Source organism: Methylobacterium sp. 4-46 (assembly GCF_000019365.1).
Classification (GTDB): domain Bacteria; phylum Pseudomonadota; class Alphaproteobacteria; order Rhizobiales; family Beijerinckiaceae; genus Methylobacterium.
The window spans coordinates 3,801,108-3,824,283 of the sequence record NC_010511.1; the positions used below are offsets into that span (position 1 = coordinate 3,801,108).

The 23,176-nt window shown below is 71.5% G+C and carries 15 protein-coding genes; 6 read left to right on the forward strand and 9 right to left on the reverse strand.

Annotated features, from left to right (window positions below; genetic code table 11):
• The first annotated feature begins 1 nt into the window (after position 1).
• The 3 genes from M446_RS16335 to M446_RS16345 all read left to right on the forward strand — a co-directional run bounded on the left by M446_RS16335 (position 2) and on the right by M446_RS16345 (position 4,432).
• A complete protein-coding gene (locus M446_RS16335; RefSeq protein ID WP_012333213.1) occupies positions 2-1,213 on the forward strand; it encodes a CaiB/BaiF CoA transferase family protein in 1,212 nt (403 codons plus the stop codon).
• Between the two features lie 176 nt (positions 1,214-1,389).
• A complete protein-coding gene (locus tag M446_RS16340; RefSeq protein ID WP_012333214.1) occupies positions 1,390-3,096 on the forward strand; it encodes a methyl-accepting chemotaxis protein in 1,707 nt (568 codons plus the stop codon).
• A 58-nt stretch (positions 3,097-3,154) separates the two neighbouring features.
• Complete coding sequence (locus M446_RS16345) at positions 3,155-4,432, forward strand: extracellular solute-binding protein (RefSeq protein WP_012333215.1); 1,278 nt, start codon at positions 3,155-3,157, stop codon at positions 4,430-4,432.
• Between the two features lie 371 nt (positions 4,433-4,803).
• Here the strand turns inward: M446_RS16345 and M446_RS16350 are convergent, their stop codons facing one another.
• The 6 genes from M446_RS16350 to M446_RS16375 all read right to left on the reverse strand — a co-directional run bounded on the left by M446_RS16350 (position 4,804) and on the right by M446_RS16375 (position 12,651).
• Positions 4,804-5,742, reverse strand: coding sequence for a carbohydrate kinase family protein (locus M446_RS16350; protein WP_012333216.1), 939 nt, complete (start codon positions 5,740-5,742; stop codon positions 4,804-4,806).
• 218 nt (positions 5,743-5,960) lie between these two features.
• The gene (gene ptsP, locus M446_RS16355; RefSeq protein WP_265576652.1) at positions 5,961-7,961 is read right to left on the reverse strand and encodes a phosphoenolpyruvate--protein phosphotransferase; all 2,001 of its coding nucleotides are present in this window, start codon (positions 7,959-7,961) and stop codon (positions 5,961-5,963) included.
• The gene (locus M446_RS38585; protein ID WP_050777492.1) at positions 7,925-8,569 is read right to left on the reverse strand and encodes a PTS glucose transporter subunit IIA; all 645 of its coding nucleotides are present in this window, start codon (positions 8,567-8,569) and stop codon (positions 7,925-7,927) included. Before M446_RS38585 ends, ptsP begins: the two co-directional genes overlap by 37 nt.
• A gap of 85 nt (positions 8,570-8,654) precedes the next feature.
• Positions 8,655-10,019 carry a glycoside hydrolase family 32 protein gene (locus tag M446_RS16365; RefSeq protein ID WP_012333219.1) on the reverse strand — a complete coding sequence of 455 codons (1,365 nt, stop codon included), beginning with the start codon at positions 10,017-10,019 and terminating at the stop codon, positions 8,655-8,657.
• 49 nt (positions 10,020-10,068) lie between these two features.
• The gene (locus M446_RS16370; RefSeq protein WP_012333220.1) at positions 10,069-11,457 is read right to left on the reverse strand and encodes a sucrose-specific PTS transporter subunit IIBC; all 1,389 of its coding nucleotides are present in this window, start codon (positions 11,455-11,457) and stop codon (positions 10,069-10,071) included.
• A gap of 123 nt (positions 11,458-11,580) precedes the next feature.
• On the reverse strand, positions 11,581-12,651 hold the full coding sequence (locus M446_RS16375; protein WP_012333221.1) for a LacI family DNA-binding transcriptional regulator: 1,071 nt from the start codon (positions 12,649-12,651) through the stop codon (positions 11,581-11,583).
• A gap of 465 nt (positions 12,652-13,116) precedes the next feature.
• On the opposite strand from M446_RS16375, the gene M446_RS16380 reads away from it, so the two are divergent.
• The 3 genes from M446_RS16380 (at position 13,117) to M446_RS16390 (ending at position 17,100) form a co-directional block, all read left to right on the forward strand.
• Positions 13,117-14,769, forward strand: a complete 1,653-nt coding sequence (locus tag M446_RS16380) for a carbohydrate porin (protein ID WP_012333222.1) — start codon at positions 13,117-13,119, stop codon at positions 14,767-14,769.
• Between the two features lie 856 nt (positions 14,770-15,625).
• On the forward strand, positions 15,626-16,099 hold the full coding sequence (locus M446_RS16385; RefSeq protein WP_018260271.1) for a sigma-70 family RNA polymerase sigma factor: 474 nt from the start codon (positions 15,626-15,628) through the stop codon (positions 16,097-16,099).
• Positions 16,100-16,116: 17 nt separating this feature from the next.
• On the forward strand, positions 16,117-17,100 hold the full coding sequence (locus M446_RS16390) for a DUF4880 domain-containing protein (protein WP_012333224.1): 984 nt from the start codon (positions 16,117-16,119) through the stop codon (positions 17,098-17,100).
• Between the two features lie 270 nt (positions 17,101-17,370).
• On the opposite strand, the gene M446_RS16395 is transcribed toward M446_RS16390, so the two are convergent.
• The 3 genes from M446_RS16395 to M446_RS38175 form a co-directional block, all read right to left on the reverse strand.
• Complete coding sequence (locus tag M446_RS16395; protein WP_012333225.1) at positions 17,371-19,137, reverse strand: ABC transporter ATP-binding protein/permease; 1,767 nt, start codon at positions 19,135-19,137, stop codon at positions 17,371-17,373.
• 477 nt (positions 19,138-19,614) lie between these two features.
• Positions 19,615-22,098, reverse strand: coding sequence for a TonB-dependent siderophore receptor (locus M446_RS16400; protein WP_012333226.1), 2,484 nt, complete (start codon positions 22,096-22,098; stop codon positions 19,615-19,617).
• 249 nt (positions 22,099-22,347) lie between these two features.
• The gene (locus tag M446_RS38175) at positions 22,348-23,169 is read right to left on the reverse strand and encodes a proprotein convertase P-domain-containing protein (protein WP_050777493.1); all 822 of its coding nucleotides are present in this window, start codon (positions 23,167-23,169) and stop codon (positions 22,348-22,350) included.
• Between the last annotated feature and the right edge of the window lie 7 nt (positions 23,170-23,176).

A 23,176-nucleotide genomic window follows, 5' to 3' on the forward strand; every position in this document is an offset into this window, starting at 1 on the left:
CATGACCCGGCAGGGCCCGCTCACGGGCGTGAAGGTGGTCGAGCTCGCCCACATCATGGCGGGCCCGGTCTGCGGCCTGATGCTCGCCGACATGGGGGCGGAGGTCATCAAGGTCGAGAAGAGCGAGGGCGGGGACGACACGCGGCGCATGGTGCCCCCGACCGTGGCGGGCGAGAGCGCCGCCTACATGATGATGAACCGCGGCAAGCGCGGCCTCGCCCTCGACCTGAAGCACCCGGACGGGAAGGCGGTGCTGCGCCGCCTGCTGCGGGACGCCGACGTGCTGATCGAGAACTACCGGGCAGGGACGATGGAGCGGCTCGGCTTCGGCTACGCCGCCCTGCGCCGGGACAATCCGGGGCTGATCTACTGCTCGCTCTCCGGCTTCGGCCGCACCGGGCCCTACGCGGACCGGGCGGGGTTCGACCTCGTGGCCCAGGGCATGAGCGGCCTGATGAGCATCACCGGCGAGGGGCCGGGCCGGCCGCCGGTGAAGAGCGGGGCGCCGGTCACCGACATCACGGCGGGGATCGTGGCGGCGATGGGCGTGCTCGCGGCCTACGTGCACCGGCTGAAGACCGGCGAGGGTCAGGAGGTCGACACCTCCCTGTTCGAGGCGGGCATCGTCCAGACCTACTGGCAATCGGCGATCGCGCTCGCGACCGGGATCGCGCCGGGCCCAATGGGCTCGGCCCACCCGCTCAACGCGCCCTACGAGGCCTTCCCGACCGCCGACGGCTGGATCACCGTCGGGGCCGCCAACCAGACGAACTGGCTGCGGCTCCTCGCGGTGCTGGGGGCCGAAGCCCTGGCGGAGGATCCGCGCTTCCGCGAGAATCGCGGCCGGATGGAGCACCGCGCCGCCCTCGCGGCCGCGCTCTCGGCCTATTTCCGCGAGGCGAGTTCCGCCGAGTGGCTGGATCGGCTGGAAGCCGGGGGCGTGCCGGCGGGCCCGGTCCTCGACGTAGCGGCGATGCACCGCGACCCGCAGACGCTGGCGCGCGAGATGGTCGTGGAGGTGGCGCATCCCCGCGCCGGGCCGATGCGCACGCTCGGCCTGCCGGTGAAGTTCTCGGCGACGCCCGGACGCGTGCACGGCCCGGCCCCGCTGCTGGGCGAGCACAGCCGCGCGATCCTGGCGGCCCACGGCTACGATGCGGCGGCGATCGACGACCTGATCCGGCGCGGCGTGGTGCGCGAGAGCGCGGCCTGAGCGCCGCCCTGCCGCGCCGCGCCCGCACCCGGCCTAGTCTGGACGACCGGGCCTAGGCGAGATGACCGGGCCCAGTCGCTTCGTCGCGGGGCGGCTCCTGCTTCACCTTCCGCTAAGGAATGGAGAATAGATTGCGCTGAAACTATGCCCCGCTTGAACATTGGGATGATGCGGAAATGGGCCGTTCCTCTGAAGCATCCGGTCTGCTCGACCGTGTCCCGATCCGGCTGCAACTCGCCTTCGGCTTTGCGCCGATCCTGATCCTGATGCTGCTGGTCGCGGTGAGCGGCCTGTGGGGGGTCAACCGGGTGGCACAAGCCGTAGGCCAGCAGGAGGCCATGGTCCGGGAGCGCGACACCGCGCTCGCGGTCTCGAACGCGATCGGCGCGCTCGGCATCGCCGTGACCAGCTTCGCTCAGACGAACGACTTCGAGCATGTCCGGCGCGGCATGAACCTGGTCGTGGTCATCCGGAAGGAGGCCGAGCGCATCAAGGATGAGGGCAAGAAGCAAGCCATCCTCGACCTCACCGCGAGCTACTCGAAGAATTTCGGCCGGATGGCGGATCTGAGCATCGCCCGGCAGACGGCGACGGCCGAGGCGACGCGGCAGGGCCTCCAGCGCGAGATCGACGCGATCCTGAACAACGAACTCTCCATCGGCTCGCGCCAGATCGCGACGGCCACCAAGCAGATCCAGGCCGACGCGCAGGTCCAGCTCGCCGGCAGCATCGATACGACGCGGCGCACCCTGACGTCCTCGACCTGGCTCGCCGGCGGGCTGTCCCTCGCCGCGCTGCTGCTCGGCGCGGGGCTGGCGCTCGTCATCGGCCAGGGCATCGCGACGCCGATCCGCGGGCTGACGCAGGTGGTCGGGAGCCTCGCGGAGCGCCGCTGGGAGGTCCAGATCCCGTTCTCGCAGCGGGGCGACGAGATCGGGGCGATGTCGCGCGCCGTGGCGGTGCTGCGCGATGCGGGGCGGGAGAACGAGCGGCTCCAGGCCGAGGCGCTCGATGCGAGCCGGGCCCGCGACGCGCGCAACCGCCTGATCGAGCACCTGATCGCCGAGTTCGAGGCCGGTGCGGGCGGGCTCCTCGAAGCCGTGGGCCGCGCGGGCGCCACCCTGAAGGCGACGGCCGGGGAACTCCGGACGGTGGCGGAGCATACGCGCGGCCGGGCGGCCTCGGTGTCGCAGGCCACCGCCCGCTCGACCGAGAACGCCCAGACCGTGGCCTCCGCCTCCGAGGAGCTGACCGCCTCGATCGGCGAGATCGGCAGCCAGGTCGTCCGCGCCGACGCCTTCGTCACCTCGACCGTCGCGCAGGCCACCTCCGCCGATCGCTGCATCCGCGACCTGACCGACATGACCCGGCAGATCGGCGAGATCGTCGGCATCATCAAGGCCATCGCCGACCAGACCAACCTGCTCGCCCTCAACGCCACGATCGAGGCGGCCCGGGCCGGGCCCGCCGGCAAGGGTTTCGCCGTCGTCGCGGCCGAGGTGAAGCAGCTCGCCGAGCAGACCTCGAAGGCGACCGATTCGATCACCGCCCAGATCAACTCCATCCAGCAGGCGACCGACCGCAGCGCCAGCGCGATCGGGGACGTCGCCACCGCGATCCGCAGCATGGGCGAACTCACGGCCAACATCGCCGCCGCGGTCGAGGAGCAGGGCGCCGCGACGGCCGAGATCACCTCCAACATCCAGCGGATCGCCGACAGTTCCTTCACGATCACGGCCGACGTCGACGGGCTGAACCAGGCCGTGGCGCGGACCGGATCGGTGTCCGAGGAGGTCCACGGCGCCTCGCTGTCGATGAACGAGACGGCGAACCAGCTGCGGTCCACGATCTCGGATTTCCTGCACAAGGTGGCGCGCGCCTGACCCGGCGCGCCCGCCCCCTCCCCCACCACCCGGACATCATCCGAGGAGCGCCTTGGCGATGAAGCGGACCCTTTCCCTGGCCGCGATGGCGGCGGCGGCGATGCTCGCCGCCAGCGCCGCGTCGGCGGCATCGTTGAAGATCCTGGACCACGGCAGCCGCGGCGCCGCCGAACTCGACGCCATCGCGGCCCAGGTCGCGGCCTGGAACCGATCGCACCCGGACATCCCGGCCGAACTCGTGACCCTGCCCAAGCCGATCGAGAACCAGACGGTTCAGGCGAAGGCCCTGGCCGGCACCTGGCCGGACATCCTCGACTTCGACGGGCCGAGCTTCGCGAACGCGGCCTGGGCCGGCCTGCTGGCGCCCCTCGACGACCTGCTCCCGCCCGACCTGATGCGCGCCCTGCTGCCGTCGATCCGCGCACAGGGCCTCTACGCCCCGGACGGCAAGATCTACGCCCTCGGCCAGTTCGATTCCGGGCTCGGACTCTGGGCCTCCCGCTCGGCCCTGCGCCAGGCCGGGATCCGGATCCCCAGCGGCCTCGACGATGCCTGGACCGGCGAGGAGTTCGAGGCCGCGCTCGCCGCCCTCAAGCGCGCCGGCTACCCGACGCCCCTCGACATGAAGCTGAATTACGGCGTCGGCGAGTGGTACACCTACGGCTTCGCGCCGATCCTGCAATCGTACGGCGGGGATCTGATCAACCGCACGACCTGGCAGGCCGAAGGGACGATCAATTCCGAGGCGTCGATCGCGGCGTTGGGCCGGATCCAGTCCTGGATGAAGGCCGGGTACATCGTGCCCGCCTCGGAAGGCGACGACGCCTTCTACGGCAAGCGGAGCGCGGCCCTGGCTTTGGTCGGGCACTGGATGTGGCCGACCCACAGCGCCGCCCTCGGCTCCGACCTGGTGCTGCTGCCGATGCCGCGCTTCGGCGCGCGCCACGTCACCGGGATGGGGAGCTGGAACTGGGGGATCTGGTCGGGCTCCCCGAACAAGGAGGCGGCCGCCAAGTTCCTGGAATTCCTGATGTCCGAGCCGGCGATGGAGGCGGTGGCCGGGGCGGCGGGCGCGATCCCGTCGCGCCAGGCGGCGGCGGAGCGCAACCCGCTCTTCCGCCAGGGCGGGCCGATGGCGCTCTACCGCGAGCAGCTGACCCGCATCGCGGTGCCCCGCCCGCCGCATCCGGCCTACCCGGTGATCTCGCGGGCCTTCGCCGCCGCGGTCAATTCGGTCATGAAGGGCGAGGATCCGAAGCGGGCGCTCGACCGGGCGGCGGCGGCGATCGACCAGGAGATCGAGCAGACCAACGGCTACAAGCCCTTCGGCGGCTGAGCGGCAGCGGGTGCCGACGAGCCGGGAGCGGAGGGGCGGCCTCCTCCGATCGGGGCGGCCGGATGCGGACGCATCCCGGGCCGTCGGGACCGGAGGCTGAGCCGGACTCGTTCGTTCCCGTCGTGCAGGACGTGCGATCCTGTTGTCTGGCCGTTCATTCCGCGCAGAAGCGGCAATCGATCGATTTCTCATGCGCGTTCCGGACGGTCACTTCCGGAACGCGCATGACCAGCCCGCGCGGCGCTTGAGCGAAGCCGATGTGCCAAGCCCGCGCGGCGCCTGAGCGAAGCCGACATGCCAAGCCCGCGCGGCGCCTGAGCGAAGCCGCCATCCGCATGGCGACGCAATCCGTCGGATGTCGGATCAGCCTGTCAGGCGAGCAGCGCCTCGACCTCGTCCGCCCGCGGCAGGTCGGCGCCGGCGCGGGAGCAGGTCAGGGCCGCCGCGGCCGCCCCATAGGCGAGGAGGTCGGCCAGGGCCTCCTGCGTCAGGGCGCCCAGGGCCTGCCGCGTCAGCAGCCCGCCGCGGGACAGCCGGGCGAGGAGCGCGGCGTGGAACGTGTCGCCGGCCCCGACCGTGTCGCGGACCGCGACCGCGCGCCCGGGCACGCTCGCCGAGACGCGCTCCGAATAGGCGACGGCGCCGTCCTTGCCCCGGGTGATCACCACCAGGGCCGCGCCCAGAGCCAGGAACATCCGCGCGGCCGCCTCGGGCGAGAGCCCGAAGGCCAGGGCGACGTCCTCGTCGCTCGCCTTCACGATGTCGGCGACCCGGAAGAAGCGCTCGGCGGCGGCCCGCCAGCCGGCGAGATCGCCCACCACGGCGGGGCGCAGGTTGGGATCGACGCTGATCAGCCGCCGGCCCGCCTCCCGCGCGGCGAGCGCCGCGTAGGTCGAGGCGACCGGCTCGACCGCCAGCGTGTAGGAGCCGAAGGCGAGGGCGCGCACGGCATCCGGCAGGGCGGGCGGCAGGGAGGCGGGCGCGACCATGCGGTCGGCGGCCTCGGCACCGTGGAACGTGTAGGCCGGCTGGCCGTCCGGCCCCCGCGCCACCACCGCCAGGGGCGTCGGGTGGTCGGAGCGCGGCGCGAAGCGCGCCTCCACCCCCTCGCGCGCCAGAACCCCGGCGAGGTGCTCGCCGAAGCGGTCCCGCGACAGGCCGCCGAAGAAGGCCACCGCCTCGCCGAGCCGGGCGAGGCCGACGGCGACGTTGAAGGGCGACCCGCCGGGAAGGGCCCGCGCCGGGATCGCGGCGCCGTCGGTCGGATCGAGCAGGAGGTCGATGAGGGCTTCGCCGCAGACGAGGATCATGGGAATCGGTCCGGACCGCGCGCCGGGGGGCCGGCACGCCGGGAGGGGGCGCCCCGGGGCCGGGGCGCGACGGGGCGGCGCGAGCGGCGCCGGGGGCCTCATCCGCCATCCGGTTGATGGCGTCGCCATCTCCGATTTCGGCCATGCGGATGTCGGCGTCGCTCAGGCGCCGCGCGGGCTCGCGATCCGGGATCCGCTGCGATCACGCGGATCCCGGATCAGGCGGCGCCGAGATCGGGGAAGCAGGAGGCGAGCATCTGGCGCACCGCCTCCGCCGAGTCGAGGTTCAGCGCCGCCTCGGCCACCGCGCGGCACTGGTCGGCGTCGAGGTTGCGCACCACGGCCTTGATATCGGCGATCGCGCCCGCCGAGGCCGAGAGTTCGGTCACGCCGAGGCCGATCAGGAGCGGCGCCGCGAGGGGCGAGGAGGCGAGGTTGCCGCACACGCCCACCCAGCGGCCATGCGCCCGCGCGCCCTCCGCGGCGAGCCCGACGAGGCGCAGCACCGCGGGATGGAACGGGTCGAGCTGCTGGGCGAGGCGCGCGTTGCAGCGGTCCATGGCCAGCGTGTACTGGGTGAGGTCGTTGGTCCCGACCGAGAAGAAATCCGCCTCCCGGGCGAATTGCCGGGCGATCAGGGCCACCGAGGGCACCTCCACCATGATGCCGACCTCGATCGGGGCGTCGCGGCCGAGGGCCTGCGCCTCCGCGTCGATCACCGCCCGCACGGTGCGCAGATCCGCCACGGTGGCGATCATCGGCAGCAGGATCCTGCACTGGCCGTAGGGCCTCACCCGCAGGATCGCCCGCACCTGCGTGCGCAGCAGGTCCGGCTTCCACAGGCCGAGCCGCACGCCGCGCAGGCCCAGGGCGGGGTTCTCCTCCTGCGGCAGCTGGGCGTAGGGCACGTCCTTGTCGGCGCCGGCATCGAGGGTGCGGATGATCAGCGGCCGCCCGTCGAGGGCGTCGGCGATCGCCTGGTACTCGGCGTGCTGCTCGTCCTCCCCGGGCGCGGTCTCGCGGTGGAGGAACAGGAACTCGCTGCGCAGCAGGCCGCATCCCTCGGCCCCGGCCACCAGGGCCGGCGCGACCTCCGCGAGGGCGCCGAGATTGGCGACCACCTCGATCCGCGTCCCGTCCGCCATCCGGCAGGTCTCGGCGGCCGCGCGCCGCCGCGTCTCCTGGCGGGCGCCGCGCTCGGCGAGGCGCGCGCGCGTCTCGCTCACCTGCTCCTGCGGCGGATTGACGGAGACCTCGCCCCGGTCCGCGTCGAGAACGACCACCTGCCCGTCCGGCACGCGCAGGATGTCCGGCCCCGCCGCCACCACGGCCGCGATCCCGTGCGAGGCGGACAGGATGGCGACGTGGGAGGTCGGGCCGCTCGCCGCGAGGCAGATCCCGGCGACCCGGTCGAGGTCGAGTTCGGCGAATTGCGAGGGCAGCAGGTCGTCGGCGAACAGGATGGCGCGCTCGGGCAGGGCGACCGGGGCCTCGCTGCGGCCGCACAGGACGAGGAGCACCCGCCGCTGAATGTCGACGAGATCGGCCGCGCGCTCGGCCAGGACCTCGTTGCCGAGCTGGCGCAGGGCCGCGACCTGCGCGTCCACCGCCGATCTCCACGCGAAGGCGGCGCTCCTGCCCTCCGCGATCAGCGCGTCGGCGGCGGCCTGCAGCTGCGGGTCCTCCAGGAAGGACAGGTGCGCGCCCAGGATCTCGGCCTGCTGCGGCCCATGGCTGCCGTGCTCCGCCCCGGCGCCGAGGCCGTGGATCGCCCGCTCGAGGGCCGCGCGGGTGCGCGCCAGCGCGTCGGCCAGGGCGGCGCGCTGGCGCTCGGCGCCTTCCCCCTCCTCGCGGATGTCGAGATCCTCGCGCAGCAGCCGGTGCGAGCGGCCGAGGGCGAGGCCGGGCGCCGCCGGGACGCCCGCGAGGAGGCGGCGGACGTCCGGGCCGTCGAGGGGGACGGACGCCGCGGCGGTGGGGAGGCGCGGCGCCCCGCCCTCGGGCCGCGCCGCCCGGGGGGCGCCGGTGCCGGCCGCACCGACGAGGGCGGCGACGGCGCGCGCATCCTCCTCCGCGCCGGGCCCGACCGCCTCGACCGTCAGCACGGCGCCGGCCTGGGCGCCGAGGAGCATGATGGCGACGGAGCTGCGCGCGTCGGCGCGGCGCCCGCCGTGGAAGAGGGTCACCTGCGAGCGGGCCGTCTTGGCACGCGCCGCGATGGTGCCGGCCGGCCGGGCGTGGAGGCCGAAGGGGTCGCGGACCTCGGCGGTGCAGCGGAACTCGGTCCGGTCGGCGGGCGCCTCGGGCGCGACGGAGGCGGGCGCGGAGGCCGAGGCGATCTCGCAGCAGGGGGCGCCGCGCGGGCGCGCAGCCCGAAGGCGTCGCCGTTCGTGAGCACGACCGGGATCATCAGCGAGGGCACGGCGGGGCCGATGCGGGCGGCGTCGAAGGAGATCAAGCGGTCGCCCGCCGCGACCTCCTGGCCCTCGCGCACGTGCGCAACGAAGCCGTTCCCGGCGAGCCCCACCGTCTCGATGCCGATATGCATCAGCACTTCGGCCCCGTTGCGGGCCCGCAGCGTCACCGCGTGGCGCGTCGGCGGCAGGCTCACGACCTCGCCCGCGAAGGGCGCGCGCAGCACCTCGCCGTCGGGGTCGATGGCGAAGCCGTCGCCGAGCACGCGCCCCGAGAAGACCGGGTCGGGCACGGCGTCGAGGGGCACGAGCAGCCCGTCGACCGGCGCGAGCACCGCCACGGCCGCGTCGGCCGGCGGGACCTCCACCCGCGCGCTCGCCCCGGCCCGGTACAGACGGCTGAGAAAACCCATGGTCACCTCCCCTCGCGGCGCTCCCCGGCCGCGGCCCGTGTCCACACCCGGGCGGGCCGCCAGGGGCCCGTCCCCGAGAAGCCCGTCACAGCGTCCAGCGATCCAGCCGGTCGAGGGTGAAGGCCCCCTCCGCCCGCACCCCGATCCCGTCCGCGCCGGGGCTCGGGAAGATGCGCGCGCTCAGCACCACGGCGCCGCCGCCGGCGAAGACCTCGACGGAGCTGCGATCGACGAAGATGCGCAGGTCCTCGATCGTCCCGCCCTCCGGGAAGGGCGCGGCGCCGAGCGGCACCGCCACCCCGTCCGCCCGGACCGTGTCCAGGCGCAGGCGGCGTCCGGAGCAATCCACCGTGAGGGTGGTGCGCTCGACGCCCCGCACGCGCATGTCCACGGCGAAGCTCCCGCCGTCCCGCGCGCGCCACGCCAGGGCGAGCTCGAACGCGTCCGACCGGGCGGCGGTGAGGTCCTGCGCGGCCGAGAGGTCGAGGTCGAAGATGGCGAGGTGCGCCTTGCGCAGGGCCGCGAGCTCGCGGGCGGGCACCTGGCACAGGCGCCCGTCCCGGACGTGCAGCTCCCGCGGCAGGGTGAGGCAGTGCATCCAGCCGAAGGCGGTCGAGGGCGCGTCGCCCTGCTCGGGCAGGCCCATCCAGGCGAACATCAGCCGGCGCCCGTCGGGCGCCTCGAAGGTCTGCGGCGCGTAGAAGTCGCGCCCGTGGTCGAGGCGGCGGAAGGCCGCCGCGTCGGCGGTTCCCGAGAGGTCGCCCGGCACGTAGCCGGCGACGTCGCCCCCCTGCTCCGGGCCGTGCTGCGCGCACAGGATCAGGAACGCCTCCCCGCCGATGCGGAAGAAGTCCGGGCACTCGCACATGTGGCCGAAGGCGCTGGGGCGCAGCAATTCGCGCACCGGCGACCAGCAGCGCAGGTCCGGCGAGCGCAGGAGCAGCACCGTCCCCTCCCCGGCAGCGGTCTGGGCACCGAGCACCATCAGCCAGGCATCGCCCTCCCGCCACACCTTGGGATCGCGGAAATGCGCCGTGTAGCCCGGCAGCGGCCCCGACAGGACGGGGCCAAGCTTCTCGAAGCGGATCCCGTCCGTGGAGCGGGCGAGGCACTGGTAGGTCTGCCGCTCGCCCCCGGCGCTGCGGACGTTGCCGTTGTAGATGAGGAGGAGTTCCTCGCCGTTCGCGACCGCGGACCCGGAATAGCAGCCGTGGCTGTCGAAGACGTCGACGGGTGCCAGGGCCACCGGCAGCTCCTCCCAGCGGACGAGATCGGGGCTGACGAGGTGGGCCCAGTTCTTGTTCGCATGGGAGCAGCCATGCGGGTTCCACTGGTAGAACAGGTGGTACGCCCCGTCCCAGTAGACGAGGCCGTTCGGGTCGTTGAGGAGACCCGTCCGGGGCGCGATGTGGAAGGTCGGGCGCCAGGGATCGACGGCGTGCTTGGTCATGGGAGGATCCGGTCCGCGCTCGGGAGGGCGGCCGCAGGCCGCGAGGTCGTCAGGCCCGCTCCGCCCGGAGGCCCGCGGCGAAGGCCGCCGCGAACGCCACTCCGAAGGCGAGGGCGAGCCCGATCAGGTAGTCGAGGATGCTGCCCGGCGCCGTGATGGCGATGCCGGGCAGGCCGGTGACGCCCACCGCGGTCATGCTCACCTTCGCGGCCGCCACGTAGGCCCCGCCCACCGCGCCGCCGAGCGCGGCGGCCAGCAAGGGCCGCACGAAGCGCAGGTTGACGCCGAAGATGGCGGCCTCCGTGATGCCGAGCAGGCAGGACAGGGCCGCCGGCACGGCGACCTGCTTCACCTTGGCGTCGTCGCTGCGCAGGGCCACGGCGAGCGCCGCGCCGCCCTGGGCCACGTTGGCGGCCGCCCAGATCGGCAGCAGGAAATTCGCGGCGATCGCCGGGTTGGCGAGGAGCCCGGCCTCGATGGCGTGGAAGCTGTGGTGCACGCCGGTGATGACGATCGCCGAGTAGAGCCCGCCGAAGGCGAAGCCGGCGAGCGGACCGCCCTGCGCGTAGAGCTGCTGCAGGCCCATCGAGATGCCGTCGCCCAGGAGGCGGCCGGCCGGCCCGAGCACCGTGAGGGCGAAGAACGCCGAGACGAGGAGCGTGAGGAAGGGCGTCAGGACGATGTCGAGCATGTCGGGCACGACCCGGCGCAGGCCGCGCTCCACGAGGGCCATCACCCAGACGGCGACGAGGACCGGCAGCACCGTGCCCTGGTAGCCGAGCTGCGCCACCGGCAGGCCGAACAGGTCCCAGTAGGCCTTGATGCCGGTTCCGGCCGTCCAGGCGTTCTGGAGGACCGGGTGGATCATGACGCCGCCCAGCGCCGCGCCCATGAACGGGCTCGATCCGAATTCCCGCGCGGCCGAGAACCCGACCAGGATCGGCAGGAAGATGAAGGCGGTGCTGGAGACGAGGTCGAGCAGCTGGATCGGCGCCGAGGTCGCGGGGAGCCAGCCCATCGTCCTGATCGTGCCGAGCGTGCCCATCAGCAGGCCGCAGGCGACGATGACCGGGATGATCGGCACGAAGATGTTGGAGAGGAGCCGGGCGAAGCGCTGGGGCGCCGAGAGCCGGACCGAGGCATCCTCCTTCGCCTGCGCGGCGGACACCGCCGTGAGGCCGCCCGCCCGCACCAGGGCCTCGTGGAGCCGCGCGACGCGCCCCTGCCCGATGATAATCTGGAACTGGCCGCCGTTGAGGAAGGTGCCCTTGATCGCCTCGACCGCTTCCAGGCCGGCCTTGTCGACCTTCGCCACATCCGCCAGGACGAGGCGCAGGCGCGTGGCGCAGTGTGCGGCGCTGACGACGTTGCCCGCCCCGCCCACAAGGGCGAGGATCCGCTCGGCGGCGAGCTGGTCGGCATTCGGCGTGTAGGTCATGTCTCCTCCCGGACGACCACGACATCGATTGTGGTATCGATTTCACACACGAATAGCGCAGGAGTCCGGCTGACGCAACGGAAATGTGACGCGGCGCGGGGCGCCGGCCGGCGCGGCGACCGCTCAGGCGCGCGCCTTGCGGTCCGCCACGCTGTCCCGGACACGCAGTTCGAACGGCATGACCTGCGCGGCGGGCGCGATCCGCTCGCCGCGCAGCATCGCCACCAGGGTCCGCGCCGCGACCGTCCCGGTGCCGAAATAGTCGAACCGCACGGTGGTGAGCTTGGGATTGTAGACGGCGGCGACGTCGATGTCGCCGATCCCGGCCACCGACACCTCACGCGGCACGTCGATGCGCAGATCGACGAGGCGGCTCACCGCGCCGATCGCCAGCCGGTCCGTGACCGCCAGGATCGCCGTCGGGCGCTCGGGCTCGGGAGCGGCGACGAGCCGGTCGGCTCCCGCGGCGCCGTCCCGCAGGTCGAAGCCGCCGAGGGCGATCCAGGAGGGCGGCGGCGCGATCCCGGCGGCGGCGAGCGCCTCGACGTAGCCGCCCTTGCGCTCGCACCCGACCTGGATGTCCCATTCCGCGACGCCGATCAGGCCGATGCGCCGGTGGCCGCTGCGGATCAGCAGGTCGGTGATCTGGCGGGTGGCGCGGCGCTCGTCCTGAATCACCGACGCGAAGCCGGAGGCGCTCGCGTCCTGCCCGATCACCACCACGGGCACGCCGATCTCGGTCAGGCTGGCCAGCAGCGGCCCGGTCAGCTGCGTCGCCAGGATGAGGACCCCGTCCACGCGCTGACGCCGGAACGTCTCGACATAGGCGAGCTCGTTCTCCGGGCGGTTGGCCGAACTCCCGAGGATCGGGATGTAGCCCGCCTCGGCCAGGGTCGCCGAGATCCCGGCGGTGATCTCGCTCGACGCGAAGGAGTTGATCCGCGGGATGACGACGCCGACCATGGTCGACGTGCTCCGCTTCAGGTTAGTCGCGATCCCGCTCGGAACGTAGCCGGTCTCGGCGATGACCCGCTCGATGCGGGCCCGCACCTCGGCCCTGACGTAACCGGAATCGTTCAGCACCCGCGACACGGTGGAGGCGGAGACGCCGGCGCGCGCCGCGACCTCCCGGATGGTGAGCGTGGCCCGCCGCGCCGCCCGCTCGGTGGCTGTCGTGCTCTCGTCCCGCGCCATGAGTCTCCCGTTCCGAGATCGGCGTCCGGGGGGCCCCGGATGCTGTCTACGACCTTGGGCTTAGGCCAAAACAATCCCTGACGTAGGGTCATTCGCGCCTTGCCCGCGCCGCTCGTCCCCGTCTACCATGTGGTATCGGTACCATAATAAATGTCGAGGGAGATGCGGGTGAGCGCGACGCCGCCCCTGACCGGACAACCGGTTCCGGCCTACGCCGTACGGTAAGCCAAGCTCCACCCAGGCAACATGCGATCGCGCAAGTCGCAACTTGCGGTGAAACGCCTGCACCTTAGCCTGCGACGCAAGGTCAGCTACGCACAAGGCAACGCAAGCAGGGTCATGATCCGTTCTGGCGCGGATCGAGGATGAGCTCTGCGCATATAACATTACGTCAGACGGGAGAAACACGTGCCGAGGTCGACCACACCCGATCGCCCCGCCCGCCGCAGGGCCGCCGCAGCCGCCATGATTCTGCTGGCCTCCACCTCCGCCGCCCGGGCCGGGGACGCCTCCGGCACGCCGGAGGCGATCCTGAAGCGGCTCGAGGCCCTGGAGGCGCGGGTCGCCGACGCCGAGCGGCGCGCCCGGACCTCGGAGCAGCGCGCGGCGCGCGCCGAGAGCGAACTCAACGCCGTCCGGGCGAGCAGCGGCTCCCAGGAGGCGCGCCTCAAGAAGATCGAGACGACGACGGAGATCCAGAAGGCCGAGCTCTCGAAGACGCAGAGCGCCCTCGCCGGGCAGGGCCGGGTCGTCAAGGGGGACGCCGCGGCGCTGCTGGCGCAGGCCGCCGACCCCTCCGCCTTCGAGTTCAAGGGCTACGCGCGGTCCGGATTCCTGTCCCGCGGCAGCAAGGGCGTGTGGCACAACTATCCGGGCGCGTTCCTCACGCCGGCCGGCGCCGTCGACGGGGCGGTCGGGCGCCTGGGCATCGAGTCCAATCACTACCTCGAGCTGAACTTCGGCAAGAAGTGGACCTTCGAGGACGGCTCCTGGGCGCGCTTCCGGGCCATGCTGGCGGACGGCGTCGAGAGTCAGAACGACTGGACCGGCGGCAATAACGGGATCAACTTCCGCCAGGTCTACACTGAATTCGGCAATCTGAAAGATATGCCGTCCTGGTTGTCCGGCGCCACCTTCTGGGCCGGCAAGCGCTTCGACCGCGACAACTTCGATATCCACTTCTTCGATTCGGACATCGTCTTCCTGGCCGGCACCGGCGTCGGCGTCTACGACGCGGCCATCGCCGACGGCTGGAAGAGCAATTTCTCGGTCTATTCCCGCAATTTCGGCAATGTCGGCGTCTACAACACGCCGATCGTCGACGACTACATCTTCACGTCGAACAACAAGTTCGGCAACTGGCAGTTGATGCTGAACGGGTTCGCGGCGGCGAAGAACGGCCAGTACGCCAACCTGCCGTGGTCGGCGGCGACGCTGGCCTCCTCGGCCGTGGCGGGCACGACGCAGCGCGCCGAGACCGGGATGCTGGCGATGCTCGCCTACGGGGACACGAGCTTCTACGGCATCGCCCCGGGCGTGTCGAAGACGGCGCTCCAGTTCGGCTGGGGTCTCGGCGCGGAGGCCCGCGTCCTCGGGGCGGACGGCAACCTCGCCCACGACGCCAAGACCGTGCGCCTGGCCACCTACGGCGTCACCGACCTCGCCCCCGACCTGCACTTCGCGCCGGCCGTGATGGCTCAGATCTCGCAGGACCGCTACGTCGACGGCGACAGCTACAAGTTCATCACGCTGAACGGCCGCCTGATGCAGGACATCACGCGCAGCTTCGCGATGCAGTACGAGCTGACCTACCAATACGCCGACCTCGCGCCGAATGGCTACACCGCCTACGGGCTCCGCACCGGCCAGCACGTCAACGGCAGCATCGGCAAGGTGACGATCGCGCCGACCTTCTACCTCGATCAGCTCGGCCTCGGGTTGATGACCCGACCGCAGCTGCGGGTGTTCGGCTCCTACATCATGTGGGACAAGAAGCTGCACAATTTCAGCCTGAGCGACGCGTTCGGGCCGCAATCCGGCTCCTACCTGACCAACGTGCGGCTGAGCGACAAGGCGGGCAGCTTCCTGTTCGGCGGCCAGATGGAGATCTGGTACTGAGGCGGGCGCCGCGCCGGATCCGCGCCCGAGGGGGCGCGAGAAGGAAGGGGGGCCGCCCGGAGGGCGGCCCGAAGTCGAGGAGGAAACGCCCTTCGGGGCATGTCCGGCGGCGGCATCGCCGCGCCCGGCCCGGCAGGTCTCGCGCGTTGCGGCCGTGCTCGCGCTGATCTGAATCAACGCCCGCGCTCGTTCTCGGCGAAGGTCGGCGGTCGGCCCGCCCGCGAGGCGATCGGCCACCGCCGCCGGGTTCCTCGACCCCGAGCCGCTCGACGGCCTCTCGGGCGTGCTCGGTCCCGAACAGGGCGTCAGCATCATCCATCCCGGCCTCGTCCCCCGCGCCCTGCGCCCGCCCGGGCGGATCGAGGTCCACCTCGCGCGAACGACGCGCACCGGCGCCCTCGTGGACGCCGCCCGCGCGCATCTCCGGCGCCGCGTCGGCGAGGGTCCCGACCGCCTCGTCCGGCTGGTCCGGAGCCCGGCCCGGACGGCGGCGCCCCTGAACGGCTCCGGCAGAATCGGCCGACGGGACGTCCCGCACGAAACGCCATCGGCGCGCGGCGTCGGGGGACCTCGGTCCCCGGCCGCGGCCGCAGAGGAATGCCGTCCGCGGGGAACGAGGATCCCGCTTGGTTTCCACGTGGCACGGAACATGCTGGCACGGAACATGCTGGCTTGGCACGGAACATGCTGGATGACCCCAAGGATGGCGATTCCATGACGCTTCTACACTTGCGCTGGCGCAGGGATGTCGTTGTTGAATTGTGCGGCAACGCGTGCCGGAGAGCGTCGGCACCCAGGTGAGGGCTGCAGAATGGGAGCGTCACCGTCGCTTCGGAATGTCTCCGCGCTCGATGGGTTGTTCCGTGAGCACAGTCATTGGCTGCTGCGTTGGCTGAGCAAGCAGCGCTGGACCGTCACTTCGCCGGAGGATCTCACCTCCGACGTGTTCCTGGCGCTGCTGCAGATCCCCGATCTCGGCGCGGTCCGTCAGCCGCGCGCGATGATGACCACGATCGCTCGGCGGCTGATCTGCGACGCACGTCGGCGCGACGATCTCCGCCGCGCCTACGAGAACGAGCTGGCGGCCCTGCCCGAGGCGTTCGAGATTTCCGCAGAGGAACGCCTCATCCTTGTGCAGGCGCTCCAGGCCATCGACGCGATGCTCGCGGGCCTCTCGCGGAAGGCGCGCGCGGCCTTCCTGATGAGCCAGATCGACGGCATGCCCTACGCGGAGATCGCGGCCGAACTGAACGTCTCGGTCAGCATGGTGCGCAAATACGTTGCGCAGGGTCTGCGCGCGGCCGTAAAAGCGCGGAACGTCGCGGGCTGACGGGGCGGGGATCTGTCATGGCTGGGTCTGCCGAGCGCGACGAGCAGCCGGTCGAGGCCGCGATCGGCTGGATGGTCGAACTCAGTTCCGGCGCGGTCACCGAGCGCCAGAGGCGCGCCTTCGAGGCCTGGCTCGCCGCCGATCCGGGCCACGAAGCGGCGTGGCTCGGGTTGCAGGAGAGCCTGATGCCCTGCGGCGTCGCCGCCCGCCAGAGATTGCCGCCGGGCCGGCTGACGCAGCGGCTCCTCGCGCGCCAGCCCAACCGGCGCGCCGTGCTGACGGGCGTCGCGGCCGCGCTCGGCCTCGGAGCGGCCGGCAGCCTGGTGGCGGACCGGTTCGTGCCGCTCGACGGCCTGCTCGCCGACCACGTGACGCGGACCGCCGAGCAGAACCGCCTGCGCCTCGACGACGGCAGCGAGGTCGTGCTCGCGCCCCGCACGGCCATCGACGTGGATTACGCCCTCGGCCGGCGGGCCATCCGCCTGATCGAGGGCGAGGTTCTCGTGCGCGTCGCGGCGCGGTCCGCCCCGTTCCGGCTCGATGCCGGCGTCCTGAACCTCACGGCGGAATCCGGCAGCTTCCTGGTCGAGAAGCGCGCCGAGGTGCTGGCGGCGACCGGCCTCCAGGGAACGGGACGGCTCGTGGTCGGGGCCGCCGCCGCGGCGATCGGGCGCGGCGAGCGGCTCGGCCTGGAGGACGGCCGCCTGCGTCGGCAGGCGGTCGACGAGGTCGAGGATGTCACGGCCTGGCTCGACGGAGTTCTGGTGGCGAAGAACCGCTCGGTCGCCTCGATCGTCCGCGCCCTGCGCCCCTACTTCCCCGGCGTCATCCGCGTGGATCCGGCCGTGGCGGAGATCCGGGCCACCGGCGTGTTCCCGCTGCGGCACCCGGGCGAGGCCCTCGACATTCTGGGCGCGTCGCTCGGCCTATCGATCACCCGCGTGGCGCATTACTGGGTGGCTATCGGGCCGGATGCGGCTGCGGCGACCCGGTCCGGGTGATCGCCACGCGGGGCCGGGGCGCCCCCGTCCAAGACGGCGTGGGCCCGGGTCTTCGACGTCCGGCCATCTCCGGATACCGCCGGTCTCCGCCACCCGCACCGCGACCGGACCCGCGTCCTCGTCGAGGACCGGGTCCATCCCCCCGGGCGGGGTTCGCACCGGGGCGCCCGGAGCCTCGGCGGCGCCGGTCCGGCCGAGGATTTGGCCCGGCGAGGATTTGGCCCGGCGAGCACTCGGCCCCGAAGACGGCCTCGGTCGCGGAGGGGATCGTCACGGGGCCTGCTCCCGCGCGTCGTTCGGCCCGCCGAGGACGAGCCGGTGGGTGTGGAATGCGTCGAGCACGTCGGAATGCGCGATGCTGATCAGGGTGAGGTCCGGCAGGGATTCGAGGAGCAGCGCGTACATGGCACGCGCGTTCGGCGGATCGAGCGCGCTCGTCGCCTCGTCGAGCAGGATCAGCGCCGGGCGCAGCAGCAGGGGACGCAGAAAGGCGAGGCGCTGCTGCTCCCCGGGCGAGAGGTGCTGGTCCCACTCGGCGGCCCGGTCGAGATCCGCTGCCCGCTCCGCGAGGCCGACGCGCCCGAGAAGGTCGCGCAGCACCGCGTCCGGCACCGATTCCCGCGACGGGTAGGTGATGGCGTCCCGCAGCGGGCCGACCGGCAGGTAGGGCGTCTGCGGCATGAACAAGGTCGTCTCGCGGGCCGGCATCGTCAGCCGGCCAGCGACTTCCGGCCAGATCCCGGCCAGCGCGCGCAGCAGCGTGCTCTTGCCGATGCCCGAGGGGCCTCGGATGAGCCAGCGCTGCCCTCGCTCCACCCGCCAGGCCGGCAGGGTCAGGAGAGTCGCGCCGCCGGGACGGGCCACGGACAGGGTCTCGACCGCGACCATCGTCGCCGCGTCGCCGGGCTGCTCGGAAGCGGGCGGGACCGGGACGGCGTCGATCATCGCGTCGAAGGCGCGCAGGCGGCGGATCGTGCCGCGCAGGGTCTGGAGCGCGGTGGCGGATTGGGCAAAATACGCGATCGTGCCGTTGTACTGGCCCATCGATCGCTGCGCCTGAAACATCTCGCCGAGCGACGACCCACCCGCGAGGTAGCGCGGCATCACGAGCAGCAGCAGGAAGAGCTCCTCGACCGTCCCGACCGTGGCATTGGTGACGGCGATCCTCACCGCCTGGACGATCTGGGCGTAGACGTTGGTGCGGATGGCCGAGAAGCGATCGGTCAGGGCGGCAGCCTCGGCCGCCTCGCCGCGCAGGAGCGCGACCTGCTCGGCGGCGCGCCGGACCTGGATCAGCTTGAAGCGGAAATCCGCCCCGACCCGCTGCCCCGCCGCGACGAGGCGCGGCAGCTTGCGCCCGACCCAGATCACCAGGGCGGTGTGGAGGACCGCCCAGATCGTGGTGACCCAGAGCAGCAGGCCGGGAACCTGGAACGTCGCCGGGCCGATCGTGACCCTGCCGTCGCCGGAAGCGTCCCACAGGATGATCCCGAAGGTGATGCCCATCGACGCAACCTGGAACATCGCGAAGGCATTGGTCACGGCGGCGTGGGTGAACGCATCGACATCCTCGGCGATGCGCTGGTCGGGATTGTCGAGGAGATCGCGGCGCTGGCCCTCGTAATAGGCGCGGCCGTGCAGCCAGCGCGCGACGTATCGGCCGGTGAGCCACTGGCGCCACTCCAACGCGATAGCGGTGGGCACCGAGAACGCGACCGCCGCCTGCACGATGCTGGCGCCCAGCACGACGGCGAGCAGGGCCATGACCGCGGGCAGCCGGTCGAGCGCCCGCTCGGCCAGCATGTCGTAGAGCGCCTTGGTGTAGCGGGTGCTCAGGACGCTCGTGTGGACGGCCGCGCTCAGGGAGGCGAGGTTGAGGGCCACCAGCGCCCAGGCGCGGCCGGCACTCCGCGTGATCCAGAACCCGCCGGCCAGCCGGATGAAGTGCCTCAGCTTCGCGTCGGTCGGCGCCGCGCTCCCGTCCGCGTCGTCGCGTGCCGGCGCGGGGGCGCGAGCCCCGTGGTGGCTGGGCGCCATGGCAGCCTCGTCCCTCGTGATCACGCGTCAGGCCGGAGAGGAACCAGGCGGCGTCGCCGCCTCGATCGGGGCCGGGCAGATCCGCGCGGCCTCCGCGGCCGCGCCGGAATGGGCCTCGGCGAAGGCGGCACGGCCGGCGGGGGCTGCTGCGACCGGCCCCGCTCGCCCCGGCTTGGTCGATCGTGCCGGCGGCGCGCTGCGCCTTGAAGCCTGCGTGGCGGATGGCGCGGCGCCGCGGAGCGCCGCCGAAGGCGAGTCGCAGCGCCGGGTGGGGAACGGGCATGAGAGGCCTCGAATCTCTGGGCGGGCGCGGGACGGGACTTGCCGCGGTGACCCTCGCCGGGCGCACGGCGCGGAACCGCCCTGCCCGAATCATCCGAAATCCGTCGGATTGCGTCGCCATGCGAATGTCGGCTTCGCTCAAGCGCCGCGCGGGCTTGTCAGACGCTGTCCGGACGTGATCGTCCGGACAGCGTCTCAGAAGGTGACCCGGGCCTGCGCCAGGATCCGACGTCCTTCCCCGATCGGGACGAACATCGGAGTCTGGGTCGGTTGATAATAATACTGATTGAGCAGATTCTTCACGTTCAACGAAATCATCATGTTGTCTTTCGTATACGATAACATCGCGTCGAGAGTGACGTGGCCTGGAAGTTTGTAGTTGTCGTTCTTCGAGCCAAAGGACGTGTAGGTGCTCGGGATGCCCTCGGCGCCGCCGCCGATCTGCAGACCTTTCAGCGGGCCGTCGGTGAAGCTGTACACCGCGTAGAGCTTGCCGGTGTAGGATGGGATTCCGGGATAGACATCGCCCGGCTGACGGCGGGGGTACTGAATGATGGTCCGCCCGACGCTGCCGATCAGGCTCAGGTTCTCCGTCACCTGTCCCTGGAAGTCCAATTCGAAACCTTTGCTCGTAGTGCCCGGTCCAAGAACGCTTGCGCGCAAATCGGGTCGATATATAAGTGTATTACTGTAAGAAATTTCGAAATGCGAAGCCGTGATCATGAAGCTGTCATTGAGCAGATTAAACTTCAGACCATATTCGTTCGAGTCGTTATATTGAGGAGGAGAAGTTTTGCCATCGGCAAGAACGCCCCGGTTCGGAATAAATCCGGTGCCGATCGTGCCATAGATGCTCATCCATTTCGTAATATCATAGACCCCGCCGGCGCTATATGTCAGCGCGCCATAATCGGTCAGACTATGGCTGCTCTTGCCATTATCCTCGGAATTTCTGTCCGAGCTGTAAAAATCCTGCCTGACCGATCCCAGAATATGAAGACGATCAAATAGATCAATTTTGTCTTGAAATGCCAATCCGATGTCTTCCGATCCGAGATGAACTCGCGTCTTGAAATTCCGCCCAAGAGATCCCTGCCGATTCGGCAAAGGCAGCGTGAGCGGCGGATTTCTGGGATCGATCAAGCCGGCAGGATATCCCACGAGGTTATAATTGACAAGATAATCATTCGTGTAGTCAATTCCGAATCTGGCCGTCTGCTTGTAATCCTGGAACGTGTGAACTGCGATCAGGTCGGATTGCGTGACGAACTGCCGCTCGGTCGCCGAGGTGAAGCCTCCGCCGAGCGGGACGGCCGCCGCACTCCGACCGGGCACGAATATATAACCAGAGGACACGTAATTATTCGCGAAATATCCGGTCCTGTTCCGAAACGTGAAGTCGAACGAACCGAAATTTGCTGTATCGATGGCATCGAATCTGTGCTCGACGTCCACATAGAGGTTGAAGGCTCGGAACGACGCCCCGGCCTCGGGGGTGCCGATCGGCTTCTCGCGATCGACCCGGAGCGGGCGGAAGTGGAGGGAGGGAATCCCGATCGTCATCGGCGGCAGCCCGCTGAGCTGGTCGAAGTAACGAACCCCGGCGGTCACGATCGTGGCGCCGTCGTCCCAGCGGATCTTCGGGGAGATCAGCCCTTCGTGGGGAGATCTGTCGCCGCCGAACGACGTGTCGGCCGTATTGCCCGAGAGGTTCAGCCGGTAGGTGAGGCCCTCGGCCCCCTCCACCGGCCCGCCGAGGTCGAAGGCGAGCGTGCGGTAGAATCGGCTGCCGAGGGTGAACTGCGCCTCCCGGATCGGATCGGCACTCGGCGCCTTGGGGATGATGTTGATCCCGCCGCCTTCGAGGCTCACCCCGGTCAGGTCGGTGGTCGGGCCCTTGATCACGTCGACGCGCTCGACGTCCTGCACGGGCAGGTTCATGCCCCGCGGACCGACGCGCCCGCCCACCATCACGTTCTGCACGCTGAAGCCGCGGATGGTGTAGCTCGGGATGCCGCTGCCCTGGCCGGCGCCGTAATTGACGGTGACGTTGCTGGCGTTGGTGGCCGCTTCGAGGATCGAGGTGGAGGCCTGCGCCTTGATCACCTCGCGGGTCACGCCGACGACGGAACGCGGATTCTCCTTCTGTGGGAAATTGAGCCGGTCGGAGGTGACGGTGGAGCCGGAGAGGAAGCCGCGATCCCCGGTGCTCCCCGCGAGGTCGGCCACGTCGATGGCGGCGATCATCCCGTCGCGGCTCGGGACGACCGCGCTGCTGCCCTGGCCGCGGCGGATGGTCAGCGAGCCCTGCGCGCTCGGCGTGGCCACGAGGCCCGAGCCGGCGAGCGCGCGGTCGACCGCGTCGCGGACGGTCATGCGGCCGATGATCGGCCCAGCCGCGCGGCCCTGCGTCACGTCTGCCGGGAAGGCGATCGTGCGGCCGCCGGCGCGCCCGATCTGGGCCAGGACGCCGCCGAGATCGCCGGCCGGTATGGCGAAGTCGACGAGATCCTGAGCGGAGGCCGGCAAGACCAGCGGCGGCAGCACGCTCGCCGCCGAGGCCGTGGACAGAAGGAGGGCGACCAGCCTCCAGCGGCGGCTGCGACCGCCCCTGACCGGCCCTGGCCCGCGCGACCGGTCCGCCTCGGATCCGGCCGTCATCCTCTGCGCCATCGTCATCGCGACCCCCTGTGCGTCTGCGGTTCGGTCCGCTTTCACCTTCTGTGACGCTCGGGCCGCCGAAAGCGTCAGTCCGGGCGCGAGGTTTTTTGAAGAATTCGCGATCCCGGAGCATTCGCTGACTTGGAGTCGGATTCCGCGATCATGCCTCACTCTAGGTCAGGCGGACCGGCGACCGGAGCACGGCGCGTCGGCTCGGCGCGAGCGGGGCGGGCCGAGCCGCGGAACGACGGCCCGGCCGGCGCGCGTTCAGACCAGGAGCATGTCCGGCGTCAGCAGGAAGGCGGGCACGCCGACCAGTTGCACCTGGCCGCCCCCCGACAGCGTCAGCAGCCCATCCCCGTTCTCGGCCGCGCCGATGCTGAGGGACTGCCCGTCGAGGAGATGGATGCGGTCTCCGCTCGCGGCGGAGACGCCGAGGATCAGGTCCGACCCCGATCCGGCGCCGAACACGAAGGTGTCGGCCCCCTCGCCACCCTCGAGCATGTCGTCCCCCGCGCCCCCGTCGAGGGTGTCGCTCCCCTCGCCGCCGATCAGGAGGTCGTCGCCCCGATCTCCGTGCAGGACGTCGTTCCCGCCCGCCCCCGTCAGCGTGTCGGCCCCGCGTCCGCCGAACGCGATGTTGTCGCCCTCGTTTCCGATGATCAGGTCGTTGCCGTCGCCGGTGATCGCGTTCTCGATCCCGACCTGGCCGAGTCGGATGAGTTCGGTATTGCGGACACGCGAGATCGCCCCCGGATTGAGGTCGAGGACCACGTCGCCGGTCATGGAGGCGGCCTCGATCCAGTCGCTGCCGCCGTCGCGGTCGTCGAGGACCCGGCGCGACGGATCGAGGGCCGCCATGTCCAGGAACTCGTCGGTGTAGTGATAGACCTCGTCGGAAGAGGGCGCGGACCCGTAGGCCGTCAGGCTGATGCGGCCGAGGGTGCCGCGGTCCCAGGGCATCTCGTTCTTGATGCGAACCGTCCATGTGCCGGCGCTGCGCTCGCCGCGGAGCCCATCCACCCCGAACGTCCAGGTGAGCCCCGCAGCGGCGTCCGGAGGGTGCCCGCTGCCGTCGTAGAGCTGCACGGCCGTG